This window comes from Rhizobium sp. BR 317 (assembly GCF_047445835.1).
Taxonomy (GTDB): Bacteria; Pseudomonadota; Alphaproteobacteria; order Rhizobiales; family Rhizobiaceae; genus Rhizobium; species Rhizobium paranaense.
On record NZ_JARWLB010000017.1, the window covers coordinates 65870 to 85800 of the forward strand.

The 19931-nt window shown below is 61.4% G+C and carries 16 protein-coding genes; 9 read left to right on the top strand and 7 right to left on the bottom strand.

What is annotated here, in order from left to right; all coding sequences use genetic code 11:
* Positions 1 to 6: 6 nt before the first annotated feature.
* Both QD357_RS23555 and xseA read right to left on the bottom strand, forming a co-directional pair.
* A complete protein-coding gene (locus QD357_RS23555) occupies positions 7 to 603 on the bottom strand; it encodes an NAD(P)H-dependent oxidoreductase (RefSeq protein WP_107106705.1) in 597 nt (198 codons plus the stop codon).
* Positions 603 to 2219 (bottom strand): exodeoxyribonuclease VII large subunit, encoded by a 1617-nt coding sequence (gene xseA, locus QD357_RS23560; RefSeq protein ID WP_107106704.1) that lies wholly within the window; start codon positions 2217 to 2219, stop codon positions 603 to 605. Before xseA ends, QD357_RS23555 begins: the two co-directional genes overlap by 1 nt.
* A gap of 234 nt (positions 2220 to 2453) precedes the next feature.
* Here xseA and QD357_RS23565 point away from each other — a divergent pair, with 234 nt between their 5' ends.
* On the top strand, positions 2454 to 2681 hold the full coding sequence (locus QD357_RS23565; protein ID WP_107106703.1) for a homogentisate export protein: 228 nt from the start codon (positions 2454 to 2456) through the stop codon (positions 2679 to 2681).
* Positions 2682 to 2709: 28 nt separating this feature from the next.
* Here the strand turns inward: QD357_RS23565 and QD357_RS23570 are convergent, their stop codons facing one another.
* Complete coding sequence (locus QD357_RS23570; RefSeq protein WP_107106702.1) at positions 2710 to 3267, bottom strand: RES domain-containing protein; 558 nt, start codon at positions 3265 to 3267, stop codon at positions 2710 to 2712.
* Positions 3268 to 3316: 49 nt separating this feature from the next.
* A complete protein-coding gene (locus tag QD357_RS23575; RefSeq protein ID WP_107106701.1) occupies positions 3317 to 5152 on the bottom strand; it encodes a hypothetical protein in 1836 nt (611 codons plus the stop codon).
* 242 nt (positions 5153 to 5394) lie between these two features.
* Between QD357_RS23575 and QD357_RS23580 the strand changes: the two genes are divergently transcribed.
* Both QD357_RS23580 and QD357_RS23585 read left to right on the top strand, forming a co-directional pair.
* Positions 5395 to 6408 (top strand): glycosyltransferase, encoded by a 1014-nt coding sequence (locus QD357_RS23580; RefSeq protein WP_107106700.1) that lies wholly within the window; start codon positions 5395 to 5397, stop codon positions 6406 to 6408.
* A complete protein-coding gene (locus QD357_RS23585) occupies positions 6405 to 6791 on the top strand; it encodes a GtrA family protein (RefSeq protein WP_107106699.1) in 387 nt (128 codons plus the stop codon). The genes QD357_RS23580 and QD357_RS23585 overlap by 4 nt, the downstream gene beginning before the upstream one ends.
* A gap of 9 nt (positions 6792 to 6800) precedes the next feature.
* On the opposite strand, the gene QD357_RS23590 is transcribed toward QD357_RS23585, so the two are convergent.
* Positions 6801 to 7787: a Gfo/Idh/MocA family protein gene (locus tag QD357_RS23590; RefSeq protein ID WP_107106698.1), complete on the bottom strand. Its 987-nt coding sequence runs from the start codon at positions 7785 to 7787 to the stop codon at positions 6801 to 6803.
* Between the two features lie 316 nt (positions 7788 to 8103).
* Here QD357_RS23590 and QD357_RS23595 point away from each other — a divergent pair, with 316 nt between their 5' ends.
* From QD357_RS23595 to QD357_RS23610, 4 genes are all read left to right on the top strand, one after another.
* A complete protein-coding gene (locus QD357_RS23595; RefSeq protein ID WP_107106697.1) occupies positions 8104 to 8670 on the top strand; it encodes an isochorismatase family protein in 567 nt (188 codons plus the stop codon).
* Positions 8667 to 9659 carry a GlxA family transcriptional regulator gene (locus QD357_RS23600; protein ID WP_107106696.1) on the top strand — a complete coding sequence of 331 codons (993 nt, stop codon included), beginning with the start codon at positions 8667 to 8669 and terminating at the stop codon, positions 9657 to 9659. The genes QD357_RS23595 and QD357_RS23600 overlap by 4 nt, the downstream gene beginning before the upstream one ends.
* A 110-nt stretch (positions 9660 to 9769) precedes the next feature.
* A complete protein-coding gene (locus QD357_RS23605; protein ID WP_107106695.1) occupies positions 9770 to 10720 on the top strand; it encodes an aldo/keto reductase in 951 nt (316 codons plus the stop codon).
* Between the two features lie 19 nt (positions 10721 to 10739).
* A complete protein-coding gene (locus QD357_RS23610) occupies positions 10740 to 11183 on the top strand; it encodes a GNAT family N-acetyltransferase (RefSeq protein WP_107106694.1) in 444 nt (147 codons plus the stop codon).
* Positions 11184 to 11233: 50 nt separating this feature from the next.
* Here QD357_RS23610 and QD357_RS23615 read toward each other — a convergent pair whose 3' ends face one another.
* Together QD357_RS23615 and QD357_RS23620 are read right to left on the bottom strand one after the other, a co-directional pair.
* Positions 11234 to 11851 (bottom strand): hypothetical protein, encoded by a 618-nt coding sequence (locus QD357_RS23615; RefSeq protein ID WP_414125144.1) that lies wholly within the window; start codon positions 11849 to 11851, stop codon positions 11234 to 11236.
* A 95-nt stretch (positions 11852 to 11946) separates the two neighbouring features.
* Positions 11947 to 12840 (bottom strand): LysR family transcriptional regulator, encoded by an 894-nt coding sequence (locus QD357_RS23620; protein WP_107106692.1) that lies wholly within the window; start codon positions 12838 to 12840, stop codon positions 11947 to 11949.
* Positions 12841 to 12976: 136 nt separating this feature from the next.
* Between QD357_RS23620 and QD357_RS23625 the strand changes: the two genes are divergently transcribed.
* Both QD357_RS23625 and QD357_RS23630 read left to right on the top strand, forming a co-directional pair.
* Complete coding sequence (locus QD357_RS23625; RefSeq protein WP_107106691.1) at positions 12977 to 13972, top strand: aldo/keto reductase; 996 nt, start codon at positions 12977 to 12979, stop codon at positions 13970 to 13972.
* A gap of 447 nt (positions 13973 to 14419) precedes the next feature.
* Positions 14420 to 19930: an alpha-2-macroglobulin family protein gene (locus QD357_RS23630; protein ID WP_107106690.1), complete on the top strand. Its 5511-nt coding sequence runs from the start codon at positions 14420 to 14422 to the stop codon at positions 19928 to 19930.
* Position 19931 lies beyond the last annotated feature (1 nt).

Below are 19931 nucleotides of genomic sequence, written 5' to 3' on the forward strand. Positions count from 1 at the left end.
GTTAGCTCAAAGCGACAGTGCGGCCAGCGCATTCCTGATGCGAGCGAGATGAGCAAGACGCTTGTCTTCACCGATCCGATCCATGTCGTGCAGGGTCAACATGCGGAAATCGAGCCGCTTTGAGCAGAAGGCGGCGATGCCACGTTTCAAGAGGCGACGCACCGGATTGCCCATATAGAGGTGCACGACCCACCAGGGAGAACCGGTCGTCGTCAGCGCCCAGAACAGGCGGATATTGCTCAACTGCGGCACGATACGACCGCCGGCCGGATCGTGGCGGAAAGCGATGCCGGGCGCGAAGACCCGATCGAAGAAGCCCTTGAGGATGGCCGGAAAATTGAACCACCACTGGGGAAAGACCAGTATCAGCCCATCGGCGGCCCGTAGCCGGGCAATGATAGTCTCGACTGCCGACGTATCATAGGGTTGATCGAAATAGCCGCGCCGCTCGGTTTCGGACAGGCGCGGGTCGAAATCCTCGCGATAGAGATCGAGCAGATCCACCTGATGCCCACCGGCGACAAGCGCCTCCTCCGCCGTTTTCGCCACCGCGGCCGCAAAGCTATCCTCCAGCGGATGGGCAAGCACGAGGAGGATGCGCATCAGAACAGGCTTCCCTGCTTCGGCGGATCGGCAGGATCGGCCGGTTTCGCAACCCGCTTCTTCTGCGGCGGCGTATCTGCCGGCGGCACCGTCGGCGAAGGAGCGGCAGGGCCGTCTCCGGTGACGGCACCGACGCGGCCATCGGCGAATTCGATGGAGATTGCGGCGCCTGTGGTGAGTGCTGCGGCCAGCGAAACGGGCCGGTCGGCTTCGTCGCGCACGACGGCATAGCCGCGCTTCAACACATTTTTGTAGGATAGCGATTGCAGAATCCGCTCCTGGGCCACCAACTCGCCACGCGCCCGCACGAGCTGATGACGTATCGCGGTGTCGGCATGGCGGGAAAGATTGCCGAGATGATCGCGCGCACGACCAGTCTGCGTCGCCAACCGCGATGGCAGCGTGGCGAAAACGGCATCGGCTCGGCCGATACGGGCGCGGGCGCGGTCGATCATCCGCTCGACGGTGCGTTCGGCGCGGCTCATCCGCTCGCCCAGCATCTGCCGGCGCTCGACAATACGGTTCGACAGCACGTCGGGCCGCAGATGCGAGGCGGTGCGTTCGAAGGCACGGCGCTTGTTGAGCGTGTTCAGCTCAAGCCCGCGGCCCAGGCCGGCGGCGGCCTCATCGAAGCGGCGGCGCGGCAGGGCCAGAAGCTGGTCGAGCGAGGGTAGCGCCCGAAGCAGCGCGCGCACCGACTGCCGGCGTTGATCCATTTGCCGGCCGACACCACCCTGCAGGCGGGCGGCCAGGCTTGCGAGCTGCGCCTCGAGTTCAGCCTTGACCGGCACGGCCATTTCCGCAGCCCCTGTCGGCGTCGGAGCACGGATATCGGCGGCATAGTCGATCAGCGTCCAGTCGGTCTCGTGGCCGACAGCGGAGATCAACGGGATCTCGCTCGCCGCGGCTGCGCGGACGACCGCTTCGTCGTTGAAACTCCAGAGATCCTCCAGGCTGCCGCCGCCACGGGCGACGATCAGCACGTCGGGACGGGGAACGGGGCCTCCGGGCATAAATTCGTTGAAGCCGCGGATAGCATTCGCCACCTCATCGCCCGAGCCCTCCCCCTGCACCTTCACCGGCCAGACCAGCACATGCACGGGAAAGCGATCGGAGATGCGGTGCAGGATGTCGCGGATGACCGCGCCCGTCGGGGAAGTGACGACACCGATAACCTTGGGCAAAAAAGGAAGCCGGCGCTTGCGGTCGGCATCGAACAGACCCTCAGCGCTGAGCTTGCGCTTGCGCTCCTCCAACAGGGCCATCAGCGCACCGGCGCCCGCCGGCTCCAGCGTTTCGATGACGATCTGGTATTTCGAGGAGCCCGGGAAGGTCGTGACTTTGCCGGTGGCGATGACTTCCATTCCCTCCTCGGGGCGGAATTTCAGCTTGGAGAATGTGCCTTTCCAGATCACAGCGTCGATGCGAGCCCGGTCATCCTTCAGCGAAAAATAGGCATGACCGGAGGAATGCGGCCCGCGGTAGCCGGATATTTCGCCGCGCACCCGTACCTGATCGAAGGCGCTCTCGACCGTACGCTTAATCGATCCGGATAATTCCGAGACCGAATATTCCGCGAGATTGGTCGGCGAATCACTCTCAAAGAAGCTGCTCATACGGTCTTTTTATCCGAAGTCGCCGCAAATGCGGAGCCATATACCCCTTAAATCGGAATCGATTTGAGGAAAGGATTATGCGCAGATCTAAAGCGCTGATGCGTCTTTGCCCGTCCCAACAGGACGCATGGCACAATGAGCTTCATCATGCGTTAACCTTGTCCACAAAGCCTTTCTTAGCCATCCGCGTGCAATTCTGTGCAAACTTGTTTTTGGTAAAGAGGAGGTGGAGCGATGATATTCGTAACCGCCATGATCATCGGAATTGCGGCCGGCCTGCAGCGTTCGGCGATCGGCTCGATCCTGGGCGCGGCCCTGGTCAGCATCGCCTTCATGGCAGCCGTTGCCGCCTCCGCGGTTCCGCCGCCTCTGATGACCTTGTTCGTTGCGCTCGGCGGCTATAACCTCGGCTTCATCGGTTATCTCGTCACGCTTGACAGGCTTGAGCAGCGCCGGGCCTGATCCGGGCGTTCGTGGCACAAAGCTTTGGCTACAGCCCCCACTTCGGGCCATCTTCGGACAATGTAATCTCAACGGGGTCACCGTTCACCTCGACGGACGGACCGCCGAACGCGTTCCAGCGAAACAGATTGAGATGCCATCCACCGGGGATCAGCCTTGACCGATCGATGATGCCGTCGGCACCGGCTGCTCTCGCAGCATCGGCCGTGCGCCATGAGGGCGGCTCCTCGCCGGCAGCCAATGCAGGGCGCCAGGGTAGATTGGAGGCATTCCGATCGATGCCGAGCCGTTCACATGCCCGCTGATCATGCTGATCGAGCACGAACGCGTTGCTCACCATCAGCGGCACAACAACACGTCGCCGACCGTCTTCGCGCATATAACCTGAAATCGCCATGATCGCCCATTCCGGCGAAGCGCTCATATAGAGGGCTGGCTGACCGAGCCGGTGATACCGGCCTGCACTCGTCTGGTCCGGAGGATCGAGGACATGATCGAGGCGTTCGACAAGCACGGAACGGAAGAAGCACCCGCTCACCTCGCGAAAAATGCTCGACGATCCACTTGCTGGCGGCTGCTCTTCCATAAGGCCTCGTTGATCAGACAGCTAAAAAACACAGGCTATCGGGGCACCGTCAATCCGTCGGTGCGAACCGGAAGAACTGCACATCCGACTTCGCCGCCACTGGGATCGGCTGAAGATAGGCTGGCACATGCCCCTGGCTGAGTTGAGCATAGAGCCCATCCGGCTTCAGCTTGGAAACTTCTTCAACCTGCGGGTCGCTGGGGCAAAAGGCAAGCAAGGTTACATGGGCGCCGCGCAGGAAAGCTTCCGCCTCCTTCGGTTCCGCCAGGCCGATGTGCAACTCGGTCAGCATGCCACCCTGATCGCGATGATAGGGACCGGACAGCACGCGATGTGGCGTGAAGCGCAGGATGGGCGAACCCATGTTGGACGGCGCGGAAACGACACCTGGAGCGAGACCGGCGAGCGGCGCCAGCGCGTCTTTTGTGATGCATACCCCCGTCTCTTCCGCCTTGGCGACCGGCGCGGAGAAACTGTTTGCGATGCCGTTGTTGGCAAGTGCGCCGCCGACGGCCCAGACGGCGGGTGCCGAGAGCAGCGTGGCGGCGACATAAAAGAAGGCTGCGCCCATATCTTCCGTATCGGCGACGGAGATGCGGCGAAGTTCGGCAAGCAGTAGTGCGAGCGGCGGAATGGCGAGCAAATTGGAAAACTCGGCACCGCGCACCTGCACCAGCGCAATGATCCAATTGACGCCCACCAGAGCCAGAAGAACGAAATGCAACCGGGCGCGCTCGCCGCGCATCATGCGGAAGAGGCAGACGACGATCGCCATGAAGCCAGTGGCATAGAAGGCACCAAGCGTTTCCGGCTGATTACGGGACAAGGACAGGATCGACTGCGCCTCGGAGACGCTGTTCAACCATAGCTGAACCAGCAACGGGTCGAGATCGGCGAGCGGATTGCGCAGGCATTGCGGCGCGATCGCCAGTGTCGTGGCGAAGACGACAGCGCCATTGGCCGCCAGCATCGCCAGACGCCAGGGCCGCGACAGACGGCTGGCGAACAGTGTTGATAGCAGCAGGCCGGCGCCGCCGATGCTGATGATGCTGTAGAAGCCCAGCGAGAGATTGTCGCAGGTGACTGCGGAATAGAGATGCGGCGGCACCAGCGCCAAGAATGCAGCACTGACGGCGATCGTCAGCGTCAAGGCGAAGGCGCGGGCAGCGGGCGCGAAAATCTCGCCGTCCCAGGCCCAGAGCCCGGCGACCGCTACGCAGGCGACGGCGACGAACGGCGTCGTCTCCGCTCCGATGCCGAGGGCGATGGCAAGCGCGATGGCCGCGATGACGAAATTACGCGGCCTATAGGTCTCGTCGGCCAGCATGGCGACGGTGAGCGCGACCAGCCCGAGCTGCACATTGTCATGATCGATGGAACCCGGCTTGAAACGGCTCGACACCAAAATGAAGAGCGCCGTCAGACCGAGCGAGAAATGCATGCCTTCCGTGCCGGCGATGCGGCGCCCGGCGAGGCCCATGGAGAACATCAGCGGCAGCACGAGCATGAGCGGCCAAACTGTAAGCGCCGCTGCTTCCGCGCCTTCCGGTGTAAGAAACAGCCGAAAGAAGGCAATCAGGCCGGCGATCGGCAAATCGATGAAACGCGACCAGTGCATCAGCGTGCCGCCATCGAGGCCGAGGCGGTATTGCACCATGTCGAACCAGCCCTGGCCTCCCAGGAAATCGCGCACTTCGACGAGACGCATCATGTCGTCATTGTCGGGCCCGACATAGTCCGTGGCGTGACGATTGAGGATCAGCAGGGCGGCGATGATGATCAGGCTGTAGATCAGCGCGACGAGCCATAGCCGCGACCAGCGCGAAGGCGCCGTCTGCGTGGCCGCCAATGCCGATCCGCGCGATATTCCCACCGCCTGCACCATTTCGATGAAACCCCGTGTTTGAAGGACATGCAAGGGCGCCACGCTAACGGCTGCCAATCAAGAAAGGGTAAAGCCAGGCCGCGCTGCAGCCGATATCACGATAATGTTCCCGCGGAGATCACAACCTGCCATTTTTCACCCGCAGCCATAGGGTCTTATTAACGCGCAGCGGGATAAGTTCTCATCCAAATTATCCGTCGAGGCCTCAAGTGAACGTCATGCGTAAGAATTGGCCAGAAACCATGTGGAGTGAGAACCTGAACATCGCCGTTCTCCTGCCCTGCTACAATGAGGCCGCAACGATCGGCCAAGTCGTGCGCGGCTTTCGCGAGGCGCTGCCAAAGGCTCGCATCTACGTTTATGACAACAACTCCACCGACGGGACGGCGCTGCAAGCCATGCTTGCCGGCGCGACCGTCGTGCGCGAGCGCCGCCAGGGCAAGGGACATGTGGTGCGCCGCATGTTTGCCGATATCGACGCAGACATCTACCTCATGGCCGACGGTGACGGCACCTATGCGCCCGAGGATGCGGAGGAATTGATCCGCACGCTGCTGACCGAAGGTTCCGACATGGTGGTGGGCACGCGCCGTGGTGTGCACGACGATGCCGGCCGGCAGGGTCATGCCTTCGGCAACCGGATCTTCAACTGGCTTTACCGGACGATCTTCGGCACCGACTTCACCGATATTTTCTCCGGCTATCGCGCTTTCTCCCGGCGCTTCGTCAAGAGTTTCCCGGCCGTATCCGGCGGTTTCGAGATCGAAACGGAAATGTCGGTGCATGCCTCGCGGCTGAAGCTGCCCGTCAGCGAATTGGAACTCGATTACGGTCGCCGGCCTGAGGGTTCGCACTCCAAGCTTTCGACCTTCCGCGACGGCTGGAAGATCCTCTGGATGTTCGCGATGCTGATGAAGGAAACGCGACCCTTCGCCTTCTTCGGCATTTTGAGCGCCATTTTCATGGAGGCGAGCATCGGCTTCATGATCCCCGTCTTTGTCGAATATTTCGAAACCGGCCTGGTCGCCCGCATGCCCACCTGGGTGCTGTCCATGGCATTGATGATGATTTCCATCATGATGTTCACAGCCGGGCTGATCCTCGATTCCGTCGCCCGCGCCCGCGCCGAACAGCTTCGCATCCACTATATGAGCTTGGCCAAACCGGTATCCCGGCAGATTGGCGACGAGCAAACGGTCTATATCGCCGAACATGAAAAGCCGGCGAGCCGGCGGAAAAAGGCCAAGGCTGCATGAAGAAGCTTCTGCGCTTCCTGATCGCCGGCGGCGTTGGCTTCGTGGTCGATGCGGGCGTGCTGCATTTGCTGCTTTGGTTCACGCCCTTCGGCCCATTCGTCGGCCGCGCCCTTTCCATACCGAGTGCGCTGCTCGCGACCTGGTTTCTCAACCGCAATTTCACCTTCGGCCGTTCCAATCGCTCGCTTGCGGCTGAAGGCTTCCGCTATGGTTCGGTCGGTCTGACCTCGGCACTGCTGAACTACGCCCTGTTCAGCTCGCTGCTCGTCTCCATGCCGACGCTCCGGCCGATCATCGCGCTGATCCTGGCGTCGGCGGCCGCGACTGCGTTCAGCTTCTTCGGCTATTCACGCTTCGTCTTCCGCCACCGACAAAATCCTTGAGGAACCAACTCACACCGGTTCCCAGCCATCCTTCTCGCTGGCGCGATAGATGGCATCGATGACCTTCTGATTGAGCTTCGAACTTTCGAGCGTCACGACTTCCGCATCCTTACCCAATGCCGCCGAGGCAAAAGCTTCCGCCTCACGCTTGTACTGACGGCTGTCGGGGAAACGGAAGATCTGTGATTCCGAATGGTTGCGATTGGTCAGCTCCAGCTCTTCGGCGCCGTAGCGATCGGCATTGAAGGGGGATTTCACCTCGATGAAACCGTCCGTACCGTGGAAAACCATGACCTGGCGGGCAGCCATCTGCGTCGAGATATAGAAGGTCATTTCGAAATCGCCGAAATCAGCCTTGACGCTGGAGTAGATATCCGTGCTGAATTCCGGATCGCGCTCTGTGACCGCCTGGATGCGCAGGGGCTCGCGACCAGTGACGAAGCGGGTGCTGATCATCGGATAGACGCCGATATCGGGCAGGCCGCCGCCGCCGAGTTCCGGGATGTTGCGCATGTTGCCGGCATCGCGGTTGAAATAGGTGAAGGCGCCCTGAATATGACGCAACCGGCCGATGGCGCCGGCTGCCAGCAGCGAGCGCACTTTCTGCCAGACCGGCGTATAGGTGACCATATAGGCTTCCGTCACCAGCACCTTGTTGCGGTCGCGGGCAGCGATCAGGCTGTCGATCTCATCGGCCTTCAGCGCAATCGGCTTTTCGCAGAGGACATGCTTGCCGGCATCGGCCGCCTTGATCGTCCATTCGACATGCTGCGAGGTCGGCAGCGGAATATAGACGGCGTCGATCTTATCCGAGGCGAGCATTTCCTCGTAGGAGCCAAAAGCATGCGGCACGGAGAAGCGGTCCGCCATTTCGCGAGCGCGTGCAAGGTCACGGCTGGCGATCGCCGTCACCACGCAATTTTCCGCATCCTGAATGGCCGGCACGACCAGTTCGCGGCCGATCTTTGCGGTCGATAAGATTCCGAAACGCAGCATGACTTTTCCTCCTGGAGCACGATCCCGAAGCAAACAACCGCAGGGCAGAAAGCGCAGAGCGGCTTTCGGATAGGACCTTGTGAAAGTGATGGATGGAACGAAACGATGGGTCATCTCGCTCGCGATAGAACCGGAGGCAACTGTATTCGGCCCTTATCCAAGGTGCAATGCCATCGAGCAACCCCAAGCCAGAAACTCGCCATCGTTCTGAGAATTTCGATGGCCGGATTTGTCCTCATTTTGTCCGGCATGTGGCTTTTGTGGCTAGCGCTATGGATCTAGCTTCGGCTATCCTTCAATCACAGGAGATACGAAAATGTCCTATGCCGACACTGCTTTGCTGGTTATCGATGTTCAGGAATCCTTTCGCCAGCGCCCTTACTGGCAAGCGGACGACCTGCCGGATTTCGTAGACCGGCTGCAGGCTTTGATCGACGGCGCCAAGGCCCGTGGCATTCCGGTGGTCCAGATTTTTCATGTCGACGGCGACGATCATTTCAGCCTGGCAAGCGGCTATGTCCGCAAGCTCGAGGAGATTACGCTCGAGGCTGACGCGGTATTCCACAAATCCCGCCATTCCGCGCTCGTGGGGTCCGGTCTCGATGTCTGGCTGGTGGAAAACGGCATCCGCAAGCTCATCGTTTCCGGCATCCGCACCGAGCAATGCTGCGAAACGACGACGCGCCACGCCTCCGACCTCGGCTACGATGTCGACTACGTCACCGAGGCGACGCTGACCTTCCCGATGACGCATGCGTCGGGTACGGTGTTCAGCGCCGACGATATCAAGAAGCGCACCGAGCTGGTGCTATCGGGCCGTTTCGCCCGCATCGCCACCGTGGAAGATGCGCTTGCATCCGTGGCGATCAGGAGTGCTGCATGAACCAAGGCGACAGATACCTCCGGGTCATTCCCGTCTATGTCCTCCTGCCGCCCTACACGCTGCTGATGGATGTCGCGGGGCCGGTGGAGGTTCTGCGCCGCGCCAATATCGAACAGGAGGATATCCTGTTCGATTACCGCTTCATTGCCGCCCGCCCGACGCAGACGACCTCGATCGGCCTGACGGTCGCCGATCTCCTGCCGGTGCCCGATTGCATTCCCGAGGGCGCCCTGGTCGTCGTCTCCGGCAGCGTCACACCGCCATCCGACGCTGGCGACATAGAAGAGGAGAACGGGCTGCTCGCCACCTGGCTGAGGACATCGATCCGCCCGGGCGTCACCCTCATCACCATCTGCTCAGGCGCTGTGCTTGCCGCCCGCGCTGGCCTGCTCGAAGGATACGCCTGCACGACGCACGCAGCCTGTATCGAGGAGGTCCAGCACTATGCTCCCACTGCGCGGGTTCTCGACAACCGGCTCTATGTCGAGGACCGCGAGCGCTATTCCAGCGCCGGCATCTCAACCGGCACGGACCTGATGCTGCACATCGTCTCCAAGCTCACCTCGCCGGTGACGGCGCTGACGATCGCCCGCCACATGGTCGTCTACATGCGCCGCACGGGCGCTGACCCGCAGCTTTCGCCCTGGCTCAGCGGCCGCAATCATGTGCATCCCGCCATTCACCGCGTTCAGGATGCGATCATGGCCGATCCCGCCCATGGTTGGTCGCTCGCGGAGCTTGCCGGCATCGGTGCGATGAGCGCGCGGCATATTTCCCGGCTGTTTCAGGAGCATGCCGGGCTTTCGGTGACCGCCTATGTCAATCTGATGCGCGTCACGCTCGCCCGCGATGTGCTTGCCAATTCGCGGCTGGACATGGAGCGCGTGGCGGAAAAATCCGGTTTCGCCTCGCCGCGGCACATGCGGCGCGTCTGGTCGAAATATAATGAGCTGTCGCCCAGCCATTACCGACGGTCGGCGGCCGAATAAAATAATCGTTAGTGGCATTTCCAATGGTAGGACGATAACTTGCATCGACGTCCCCTCCCTTTCCGGCCTTTTCGATGCCGGTTTTTGCTCAGATAATTTGGAGAGCCACCATGGAAATGCGCAAGCTTGGACGAACCGATCTTTTCACCGCGCCGATCGTCTTCGGCGGCAATGTCTTCGGCTGGACGGCCGATGAGAAGACTTCCTACGCTCTGCTCGACGCCTTCTTCGGTGCCGGCTTCAACACGATCGATACAGCCGACGTCTATTCAAGCTGGGTTCCCGGCAACAAGGGCGGCGATTCCGAGGAAATCATCGGCAAGTGGCTGAAGCGGGGCCGCATCGCCCGCGACAAGGCCATCATCATCACCAAGGTCGGTTCGGAAATGGGTCCCGGCAAGAAGGGGCTGAAGGCGAATTACATCCTGCGGGCGGTCGAGGATTCGCTGAAGCGGCTGCAGACCGACTATATCGATCTCTATCTCTCGCACTGGCCGGACCCGGAAACGCCGCATGAGGAGACGCTCAGCGCCTATGCCAAGCTGAAAGAACAGGGCAAGATCCGCCATGCCGGCTGCTCCAACCTCAATGCGGAGCAGTTGCAAGCCTCGTTCGACGCCGCCGCCAAGGCCGGCCTGCCGCGTTACGACGTGCTGCAGCCGGAATATAATCTCTATGCGCGCGAAAGCTTTGAAGGCCCGCTTGCCGATCTCTGCGTGAAAGAGGAGATCGGCGTCATCACCTATTTCAGCCTCGCGGCCGGCTTCCTCACCGGCAAATACCGCAGCAAGGCCGATACCGAAGGCCGGGCGCGCGAAAACCGCGTCGCGTCTTACCTCAACGACAAGGGCTTCCGCGTTCTCGCCGCGCTCGATACAGTTGCCGCGGAAACCAAGTCGACGCCAGCCGATGTCGCACTTGCCTGGCTGCTGCGCAAACGCGGCGTCACAGCGCCGATCGCCAGCGCCACCAGCCTCAGCCAGCTCGACGCGCTGATCAATTCGGCGAAGCTTTCGCTTTCCGACGAAGCCATGAGCCTGCTCGACAAAGCCGGCGCATAAAACAGACGGGAATGAACCGATGACCGTGGTGATCCGCGATGCCAAGCCCGAAGACGAAATCCGCTGGCGCGAGCTCTGGGCCGACTATCTCGCCTTCTACCGTGTCGGCATCGCGCCTGATATCACCGACAAGACATGGCGCCGGGTCTTCGATCCGGCGTCCGCCATCTTCATGCGCATCGCCGAAGTCGATGGGGAGGTCAAGGGTTTCACGCTCTGCCTGACCCATGAAGGCACCTGGGTGCGTACGCCGGATTGCTATCTGGAAGATCTGTTCGTCGATCAAAGTACGCGCGGTCGTGGCGTCGGCCGGGCGCTGATGGACGATCTCGTCGCTCTCTGCAAAAAGAACGCCTGGGCGCGGCTCTATTGGCATACGGAAGAGAGCAACGCCACGGCCCGTAAGCTCTATGACAGCTACGTCGAGAGCGACGGGCACATTCGTTACCGCATCAGCTTTTAAGGCATGATCTCGAAAAGTGTGACGCGATTTTTGGATAAGATCATGCCCAGTCAAATAACTGGCTTCGGAAGCCCTTCGTAGAGGGCCGAATGATCGCCCTGCCAATTTGCCATGCCGCGCTTGGTCAGCATGCCGCGAGGCCGGGCAAAGCTCTGGATCGTCCGTTGCGGCCGCTCGTGCCATTGGATGTTGACGGCCCATAATTTCGGGAAGAAGCAGAGCGAGGCGTAGGGCAAGTGATCGTGGATCCACCAGGCAAGCTTCCGCCAATCGCCCTCTTCGCGACAATTATCGATCAGCCATGGCACGACGATGCAGACTGCCGCGCCCATGCAGCCATCGAGATCGCGCATATCCCAGATATGATGCGCGGCGGTGTGGGCATTCGTCGAGCAATTCAAGCCGTTCCTGTTGCCGAAGGCATTAACGGCAGGCGCGCGGTAGCCTGAGCGGATATGCAGCCGGCCGAAGGTCGCCTCCAGCGGTTCCAGCAACTCCTCGCAAAGCCGGCTGCCGGATTCGATCGCTAGCTCCGGGTCGTCGGGGATATTCGGAATGCGATAGAAATCGGCGATTTCCGAATGCAGGAAATCGCGGAAGAAGAAGTTCTTCGATAGCCTGACGCGGCCGAGCTCCTCCAGCCCCTTCATCGATCCCGGCTTCTTCATCGTCTCGTCCCTGTTCGTGCGGCTGGTGCTGACATTCTATCTCACACCACGAATCCGAATTCCGTCAGCAGCGGCAGACGGGCCTCACTGCTCTCCTATGGCCCGGTATATTTGAAGAAATCGATGAAAGCCCTGAGTGCCGGGCGCATCTGACGACGACTGGAATAATAGATGCAGAAGCCAGGATAGGGTGCACACCAGTCCTCCAGCACGCGGATGAGCTTGCCCTCATCCAGTTCCTGTTGCACGCGGATATCGAACAGATAGGCGAGGCCGGCGCCATTGACTGCCGCCAGAACCGCGAGCCGATCCTCAATCACAATCAAGGGGCCATCGACGGCTACGATCAGCTCACGGCCGTCCTTCTCGAATTCCCAGCGATAGAGAGAGCCATCGGTAAATCGTCGCTTGATGCAGCGGTGATGGACGAGATCGCGCGGATGCAAAGGCTTCGGATTCTTCTCGAAATAGGCCGGAGAGCCGGCGATGACGGTGCGGATATCCGGCGAGACCTTCACCGCGATCATATCCCCCTCGATGCTCTCCTCCAGCCGAATGCCGGCGTCGAAGCCTTCCTTGACGATATCGCTGAAGCCGTCTTCGTTGGCGATCTCCAGCGTGATGTCGGGATAGGTATTCAGGAAATCGCCAAGCCGCGGGGCAAGCAGCAGGTCGGTCGCAAAACGCGGCGCGGTGATGCGAAGGTTGCCGGCCGGACGCCCACGGGCGGCAAGCGTGTCCTCCAATGCAATATCGATCTCCTCTAGTGCCGGCGCCAGACGCTCCAACAGCAGCTTGCCCTCCTCGGTCGGCGCCACGCTTCGGGTGGTGCGGGCAAGCAGCCGCACGCCAAGGCTTTCCTCCAGGCTCGAGACCGCATGGCTCACTGCGGAAGGTGCGATCGACAATTCCTTGCCAGCGGCACGGAAGCTTCGATGGGCGGCAACGGCGGCAAAGACCGCCAATTGGGAGAGCTGAGTTCTGTTCATTGATCTAATCAATAGAACAGCCCATTTGAGTTTGCATGCATTTTCATTCGTTATCGGCAGACATAATTTCTCTCTCGTCACGCGACCGACGAGAATGGTCGTCGCGGACCAGAATTAAGCTCAAAAGGATACGACTATGAAAACCCGTAAACTTGGCAAGGAACTTTCCGTCTCCGCTGTCGGCCTCGGCTGCATGGGCATGAGCTTCGCCTATGGCGCAACCGACGACAACGAATCCATCAAAACGCTGCATCGGGCCGTCGATCTCGGCGTCACCTTTTTCGATACCGCCGAAACATACGGACCCTTCACCAACGAGGTTCTGGTCGGCCGTGCGCTGAAGCCCGTCCGCGATCGCGTCGTCATCGCGACGAAGTTCGGCTTCAAGCTCGATCCGGAAAAATCCGGCCCGGCGGCGATGATCGGCGTCGACAGCCGGCCGGAGCATGTGAAAGAAGTGGCGGAAGCCTCGCTGAAGCGTCTCGGCACTGATGTTATCGACCTCTTCTACCAGCATCGCGTCGATCCGAACGTTCCGATCGAGGATACCGTCGGTGCCATGGCCGAGCTGGTGAAGGAGGGCAAGGTGCGTGCGCTCGGGCTTTCGGAAGCCGGTGCCGCCACCATCCGCCGCGCCCATGCCGTGCATCCGATTGCCGCCGTGCAGAGCGAGTACTCGCTGTGGAGCCGCGATCCGGAGGAAGAGGTGCTTGCCGCCTGCCGTGAACTCGGCATCGGCTTCGTGCCCTATAGCCCGCTCGGCCGTGGCTTCCTGACCGGTGCGATCCGCAATGTGAGCGATCTCGCAGCCGACGATTTCCGCCGCGCCGTGCCGCGTTTCCAGGGTGAGAACTTCGATGCCAACGCAGCCCTCGTCGCCAAGCTCGAAGCCCTCGCCAAGGACAAGAACGTCACGGCGGCGCAGCTCGCACTTGCCTGGGTGCTGCACCAGGGCGACGACATCGTACCGATCCCCGGCGCCCGCAAGCTGCACCATCTGGAGCAGAATGCCGCCGCTGCCGACATCACGCTCTCGGCTGGCGAACTTCAGGAATTGAGCAACGTCATCCCGCTCGATCTGGTGGCCGGCAAGCGCTATTCGGATACCTCGCTGGCAATGACGAACCTGTAGGAGCGTCAGCCACTCTCGCGCAACATCGACACCGGCGCCCGCCGGTGTCGATGAACACGTAACACATCTATTCGATGACAAACTGAACGCGATCCCCAGCAACCATCGTCATAAGGATGAAACAGACGCTCTGTAAAGCTCCGTACTGCGAAACTAGGCATCGCCCTTTTCTAAAATAAGCTTTTGATTTTGCTTCGCTTGTCCGTACAGAATGACATCTTCGGCACTTGCAGTCCGCTGTGAACCGGATGATTGGGTATTCCTATCGGACGCTCTGTCAAAAGCATTGAAAAGCGTAGACCAAAGTCGCAATTTTTGATCGAAGACATCGCACCAAACAGATCGGTATAGTCGAAATCGCGCGTTTGCATCTCGACGCTCGGTTGACAAATTAGCCCGAAGTTTGAAGAGTGCGGCCAATCGAAACGGGCAGCGTTGGGGGGACTTATGTCTAAGCGCGCGTTTATCGGACTTTCCGCTTTTCTTCTCGCCACCTTCGCCGCTTTGACGCCCGCGAGCGCCGCCGATGCCAAACGGCAAGTGGTCACTACGCCGGACGGCGATTACTTCGGCTTCGATCTGCGCACCGAGCAGAATGTCACGCTGGATCAATGCTCGACGTCCTGCGTCGGCGACAAGTCCTGCAAGGCCTTCACCTATAATCCCAAGGTGAAATGGTGCTTCCTGAAGTCCGATTTCAACCAGCTCAACAGCTTCCCCGGCGCTGTTGCCGGCAAGATCGTCGAAACCGCAGCAGTCAGCGAGCCGGATATCGGCGCCGCACCCGCTCTCCCCTTCCTTTCCGACAATTTCGTACAGAGCGCACGCGATGCGAAGAGCAGGCTCACGCTCGGCAATGAGTTGAAGGGACAAGGCGTCGAAAGCCTGACGGCGCTCGGCCGCATCGAGCTGACCTCCGGCAACGTCAACAACGCATTGAACGCCTTCCAGGGTGCGCTGTCGCTTGCGCCTGACAATGGCGCGCTCTGGGTCGAGATGGCGCGGGCCGCCAACACGATCACGAACGACACGACGGTCGCCACCCAGGCGGCCTATGCCGCCCTCAACGGCTATCAGCTTTCCCGCACGACGCGGAGCCGCGCCGACGCGCTCGCCGTGCTCGCGACCTCGCTGCAGAACGCGCAGAATTATCGCCAGGCGCTCAGCGCCTATAAGGCAAGCCTTGCTCTGGCCGGCTCGCCGACGATCCAGGCCGCCTATGAGGATCTGAGAGCACGCCAGGGCTTCCGTGTCACCGGCAACACGCTGGACAACGACAACGCCTCGCCCCGCGCCTGCCTGCAATTCTCGGAAAAACTGGTGAAGAGCGGCGTCGACTATACGCCCTTCGTGACCGTCAATGGCGCCGCCCCGAAGGGTGTCGATGCCAAGGACAACCAGATCTGCGTCGAAGGTCTCGAATTCGGCCAGCACTACAAGATTTCGTTGCGCCGCGGCCTGCCTTCCTCCGTCGATGAGGACCTTGCCGCACAGGTGGACATCGAAGTCTACGTCAAGGATCGCACCGCCTCGATCCGCTTCACCGGCGACAATTTCGTGCTGCCGTCGACGGCGCGTCGCGGCATTCCCCTGGTTTCGGTCAACACCACCACGGCCAACCTGAAGCTCTACCGCATCGGCGACCGCAATATCGCGCAATTGCTCAGCAATTCGCAGTTTTTGACGCAGATGGACAGCTATAGCGCACAGACCATTCAGGACACCAGCGGCGAACTGGTCTGGCAAGGCTCGATTGATATCCAGCAGGATCTCAACAAGGATGTCGTCACCAGCTTCCCGGTCGACGAGGCGTTGCCGAAGCGCAAGCCTGGCGTCTATGTCCTGACCGCCGTCGCACCGAACTCCGGCCGGGAATGGGATCCGCAGGCGACGCAATGGTTCGTCGTCTCCGATATCGGCGTCACGACCTATGCCGGCACGGATGGCTTGAACGTCTTCACCCGCTCGCTCGGCAGTGCCAAGCCGATCGCCGGCGTCGAGCTGCAACTGCTCGCCAAGAACAATGAAATCCTCGGTACTGCGAAGACCGATGCGAATGGCCGCGCCACCTTCAGTGCCGGCCTGATGCGCGGCACTGCGGGCATGACGCCGGCTGTCATTACGGCGCAGAACGGCGATCAGGATTACGTCTTCCTCGACATGACCCGCGCCGGCTTCGATCTCTCCGACCGCGGCGTTACCGGCCGCACGGCACCGGGTGCGATCGATCTGCTTACCTGGACCGAACGCGGCATCTACCGCGCCGGCGAAACGGTGCATGCCTCGGCCCTTGCCCGCGACGTCAGCTCCATGGCGGTCGAGAACCTGCCGCTCACCTTCGTCTTCCTGCGCCCCGACGGCGTTGAGGATCGCCGCATCGTTACCGATGGCGGCAAGCTCGGCGGCTACAATGTCGACCTGCCGCTACAGCAGACCTCGATGCGCGGCACCTGGACGATGAACATCTATACCGACCCGAAGGGCGCCTCCATTGGCTCGCAGACCTTCCTCGTCGACGATTTCGTGCCGGATCGCATCGAATTCGACATGAAGAGCGACGCCAAGGCGATCGAAGTCGGCCAGCCGACGCCGGTCAATATCGAAGGGCGCTATCTCTACGGCGCGCCGGCGGCGGGCCTTAGCCTCGAAGGCGAAGTGACGCTGAAGCCGACGCGCGAGAGCGACGATTATAAGGGCTACGAATTCGGCCTCGCCGACGAGGCCGCCGGGCAGGACGCCAGCGATAGCGATAGCGACAGCAGCAGCAGCGACAACAAGGCCGAGAGCTCGCAAGTGCCGCTCGAAGACCTGCAGGCGCTGGACGAGGACGGCAAGACGACCTTCGACGTTACCATCGCCGATACGCCCTCGACCACGCAGCTCCTCAACGCCAACATCACCGTCCGCATGCAGGAGGCCGGTGGCCGCGCCGTCGAGCGCTCGCTGACGCTGCCGGTCAAGGCGGACGGGCCGCGGATCGGCATCAAGCCGGAATTTGACGGCAATCTCGGCGAAAATTCGATCGGCAATTTCCACGTCATCGCCGTCAACCAGAACGGCCAGAAGCAGGCCATGCAGGGCCTGACCTGGAAGCTGCTCGCCGTCGAGCGCGACTACCAATGGTATCGTGACGGCAGTAGCTGGAAATACGAGCCTATCGCCTCGACCAAGCAAGTCGCCACTGGCACGATCAATACCACGACGGATGGTGCGGAAATCTCGGTTCCGGTCACCTGGGGCCGCTACCGGCTGGAGGTGGAGACCGCCGATACGAATGGTCCGCAATCCAGCGTCGAATTCGACGCCGGCTGGTACGTCGCCTCCACCTCGACGCAAACGCCGGATGCGCTGGAGATCGCGCTCGACAAGGATAGCTACCATGTCGGCGATACGGCCAAGCTGAAGGTAACGTCCCGCTATGCCGGCCAGTTGATGGTGACGGCCGGCTCCGAAACGCTGATCTCGGTGACCAATGCCGACGTCGGCGCCACCGGCGGCGAAGTCGACATTCCCGTCACCGCCGATTGGGGCGCAGGCACCTATGTGACCGCCACCCTCTTCCGCCCCGGCGATGCGCAGGAAAGCCGCATGCCGATGCGCGCGATCGGCATCAAATGGGCGACCGTCGATCCCGGCGAACGCAAGCTGCAGGTTAAGCTCGATGCGCCGCAGAAGACCCTGCCGCGCCAGCCGCTGAATATCGGCGTGCAGGTGGCGGGCGCAGGCGCCAACGAAGATGCCTATGTGACGATCGCCGCCGTCGACGTCGGCATTCTCAACCTGACGCGCTACCAACCGCCGGCTCCGGACGAATGGTATTACGGCCAGCGCCAGCTCGGCCTCGAAATCCGCGACCTCTACGGCCGCCTCATCGACGGTTCGCTCGGCGCCACCGGGCGGCTGCGCACCGGCGGCGATGGCGGACAGGCGGCCCTACAGGCCAGCCCGCCGACGGAAAAGCTGATCGCCTTCTTCTCTGGTCCGATCAAGCTCGATGCCAACGGCAAGGCCAATGTCAGCTTCGACATTCCGCAGTTCAACGGCACGGCGCGCCTGATGGCGGTTGCCTGGTCAAAGGCCGGGATCGGCCATGCCACGCAGGATGTGATCATCCGCGATCCGGTGGTGGTCACGGCCAGCCTGCCGAAATTCCTCGCTCCCGGGGATAAGGCCAATCTCCGGCTCGATATCGCCAATACCGACGCGCCTGCCGGCGACTACAAGCTGACGGTGGCTGGCAATTCAGCCGTGACCGTCGATGCCAGCGCCGCGCAGCAGACGATCAATCTGAAACAAGGCGGCAAATACGACATCACGCTGCCTCTGACCGGTGGACAACCGGGTGCCGGCGCAGTTGCGATCAACCTGTCCAATGCTTCGGGAATGTCGCTCGACCAGTCGGTCGACATTCCGGTCCGGCCGGCGCAATTGCCGGTGACCGAACGGCGGCTGATCACGCTCGCATCCGGCAAGAGCCTGACGGTCAATGCTGACCTGCTGGCCGACAGCGTGCTGCCGGGCGCTTCCGTTAGCGTCAATGTTAGCCGCTCCAGCGCCTTCGACGTACCGGCTTTGCTGATGAGCCTCAGCCATTATCCCTATGGCTGCGCCGAGCAGACGGCCAGCAGCTCGCTGCCGCTGCTCTATTTCAGCGAGATGGCGATCAAGAACGGTCTCGCCGACGACACTGAAATCCATAAGCGCATTCAGGACGCGATCTATCGCGAAATGTCCTATCAGTCGTCGACCGGCAGCTTCGGCCTCTGGGCTCCGGGTTCCGGCGATCTCTGGCTCGACGCCTATGTCACCGACTTCCTGACCCGTGCTCGCGAGCAGAAATACACGGTGCCGGATCAGGCCATGGTACAGGCGTTGGAGAACCTGCAGAATTCGCTGAGCATCAACACCAACGTCAAGGACCAGGGCAACGAGATCGCCTATGCGCTCTACGTTCTCGCCCGCAACAAGAAAGCATCGATCAGCGATCTTCGCTACTACGCCGACACCATGCTGAACGACTTCCCGACGCCACTCTCCAAGGCGCATCTGGCGGCGGCTCTGGCGCTTTATGGCGATGCGCAGCGCTCGCGCAATATCTTCGTCGATGCGCTGCAGATGTCGCAACAGGCGGCGGTTACGAAGGTCAGCTTCGCCCGTTCCGACTACGGTTCGTCATTGCGAGATGGTGCGGCCGTACTGGCACTTGCTGCCGAAAGCCGCCCGGTGCCGCCGATCATTCCGGAACTGGCAACCGTCGTCGCCAAGGAATGGCAGACAAAGACCTATACCAGCACCCAGGAACAGACCTGGATGCTGCTTGCCGCACGCGCCCTGCAGAATGGCGATGATGGCCTGACACTCGATGTCAACGGTGCTGCCCATAGCGGCGCTTACATGGCCCAGATGACCGGTGACGCCCTGATGGGTCATCCGCTGACCGTCACCAACACCACCCGCCAGCCGCTGTCAGCCTCCGTGACCACCGTCGCGGCGCCGGTGACGCCGCTGCCGGCCGGCGGCAACGGCTTCAACATTGAGCGCAAATATTACACGCTCGACGGCGAAGAAGCGAATGTCACCCAGGCGCAGCAGAACGAACGCTATGTGGTCGTGCTGCATATCACGGAAACCAACGACTGGCCGTCGCGCGTTCTCGTCACCGACCTCTTGCCGGCCGGCTTCGAGATCGACAATCCGAGCATCGTCAACAGCGCGCAGCTTTCGAACTTCGACTGGCTGAGCGATGTGCAGCCGGCTCATGTCGAGTTCCGCAACGATCGCTTCGTCGCCGCCTTCGACCAATCGTCCGACCGCGATCTGAGCTTCGCCTATGTCGTGCGCGCTGTTACCCCCGGCACTTACGACCATCCGGCCGCGAGCGTCGAGGACATGTACCGGCCGCAATTCTCGGCCCGCACGGCGATGGGTCGCATGGAGGTGCTGGCAGCACAGCAGTAAG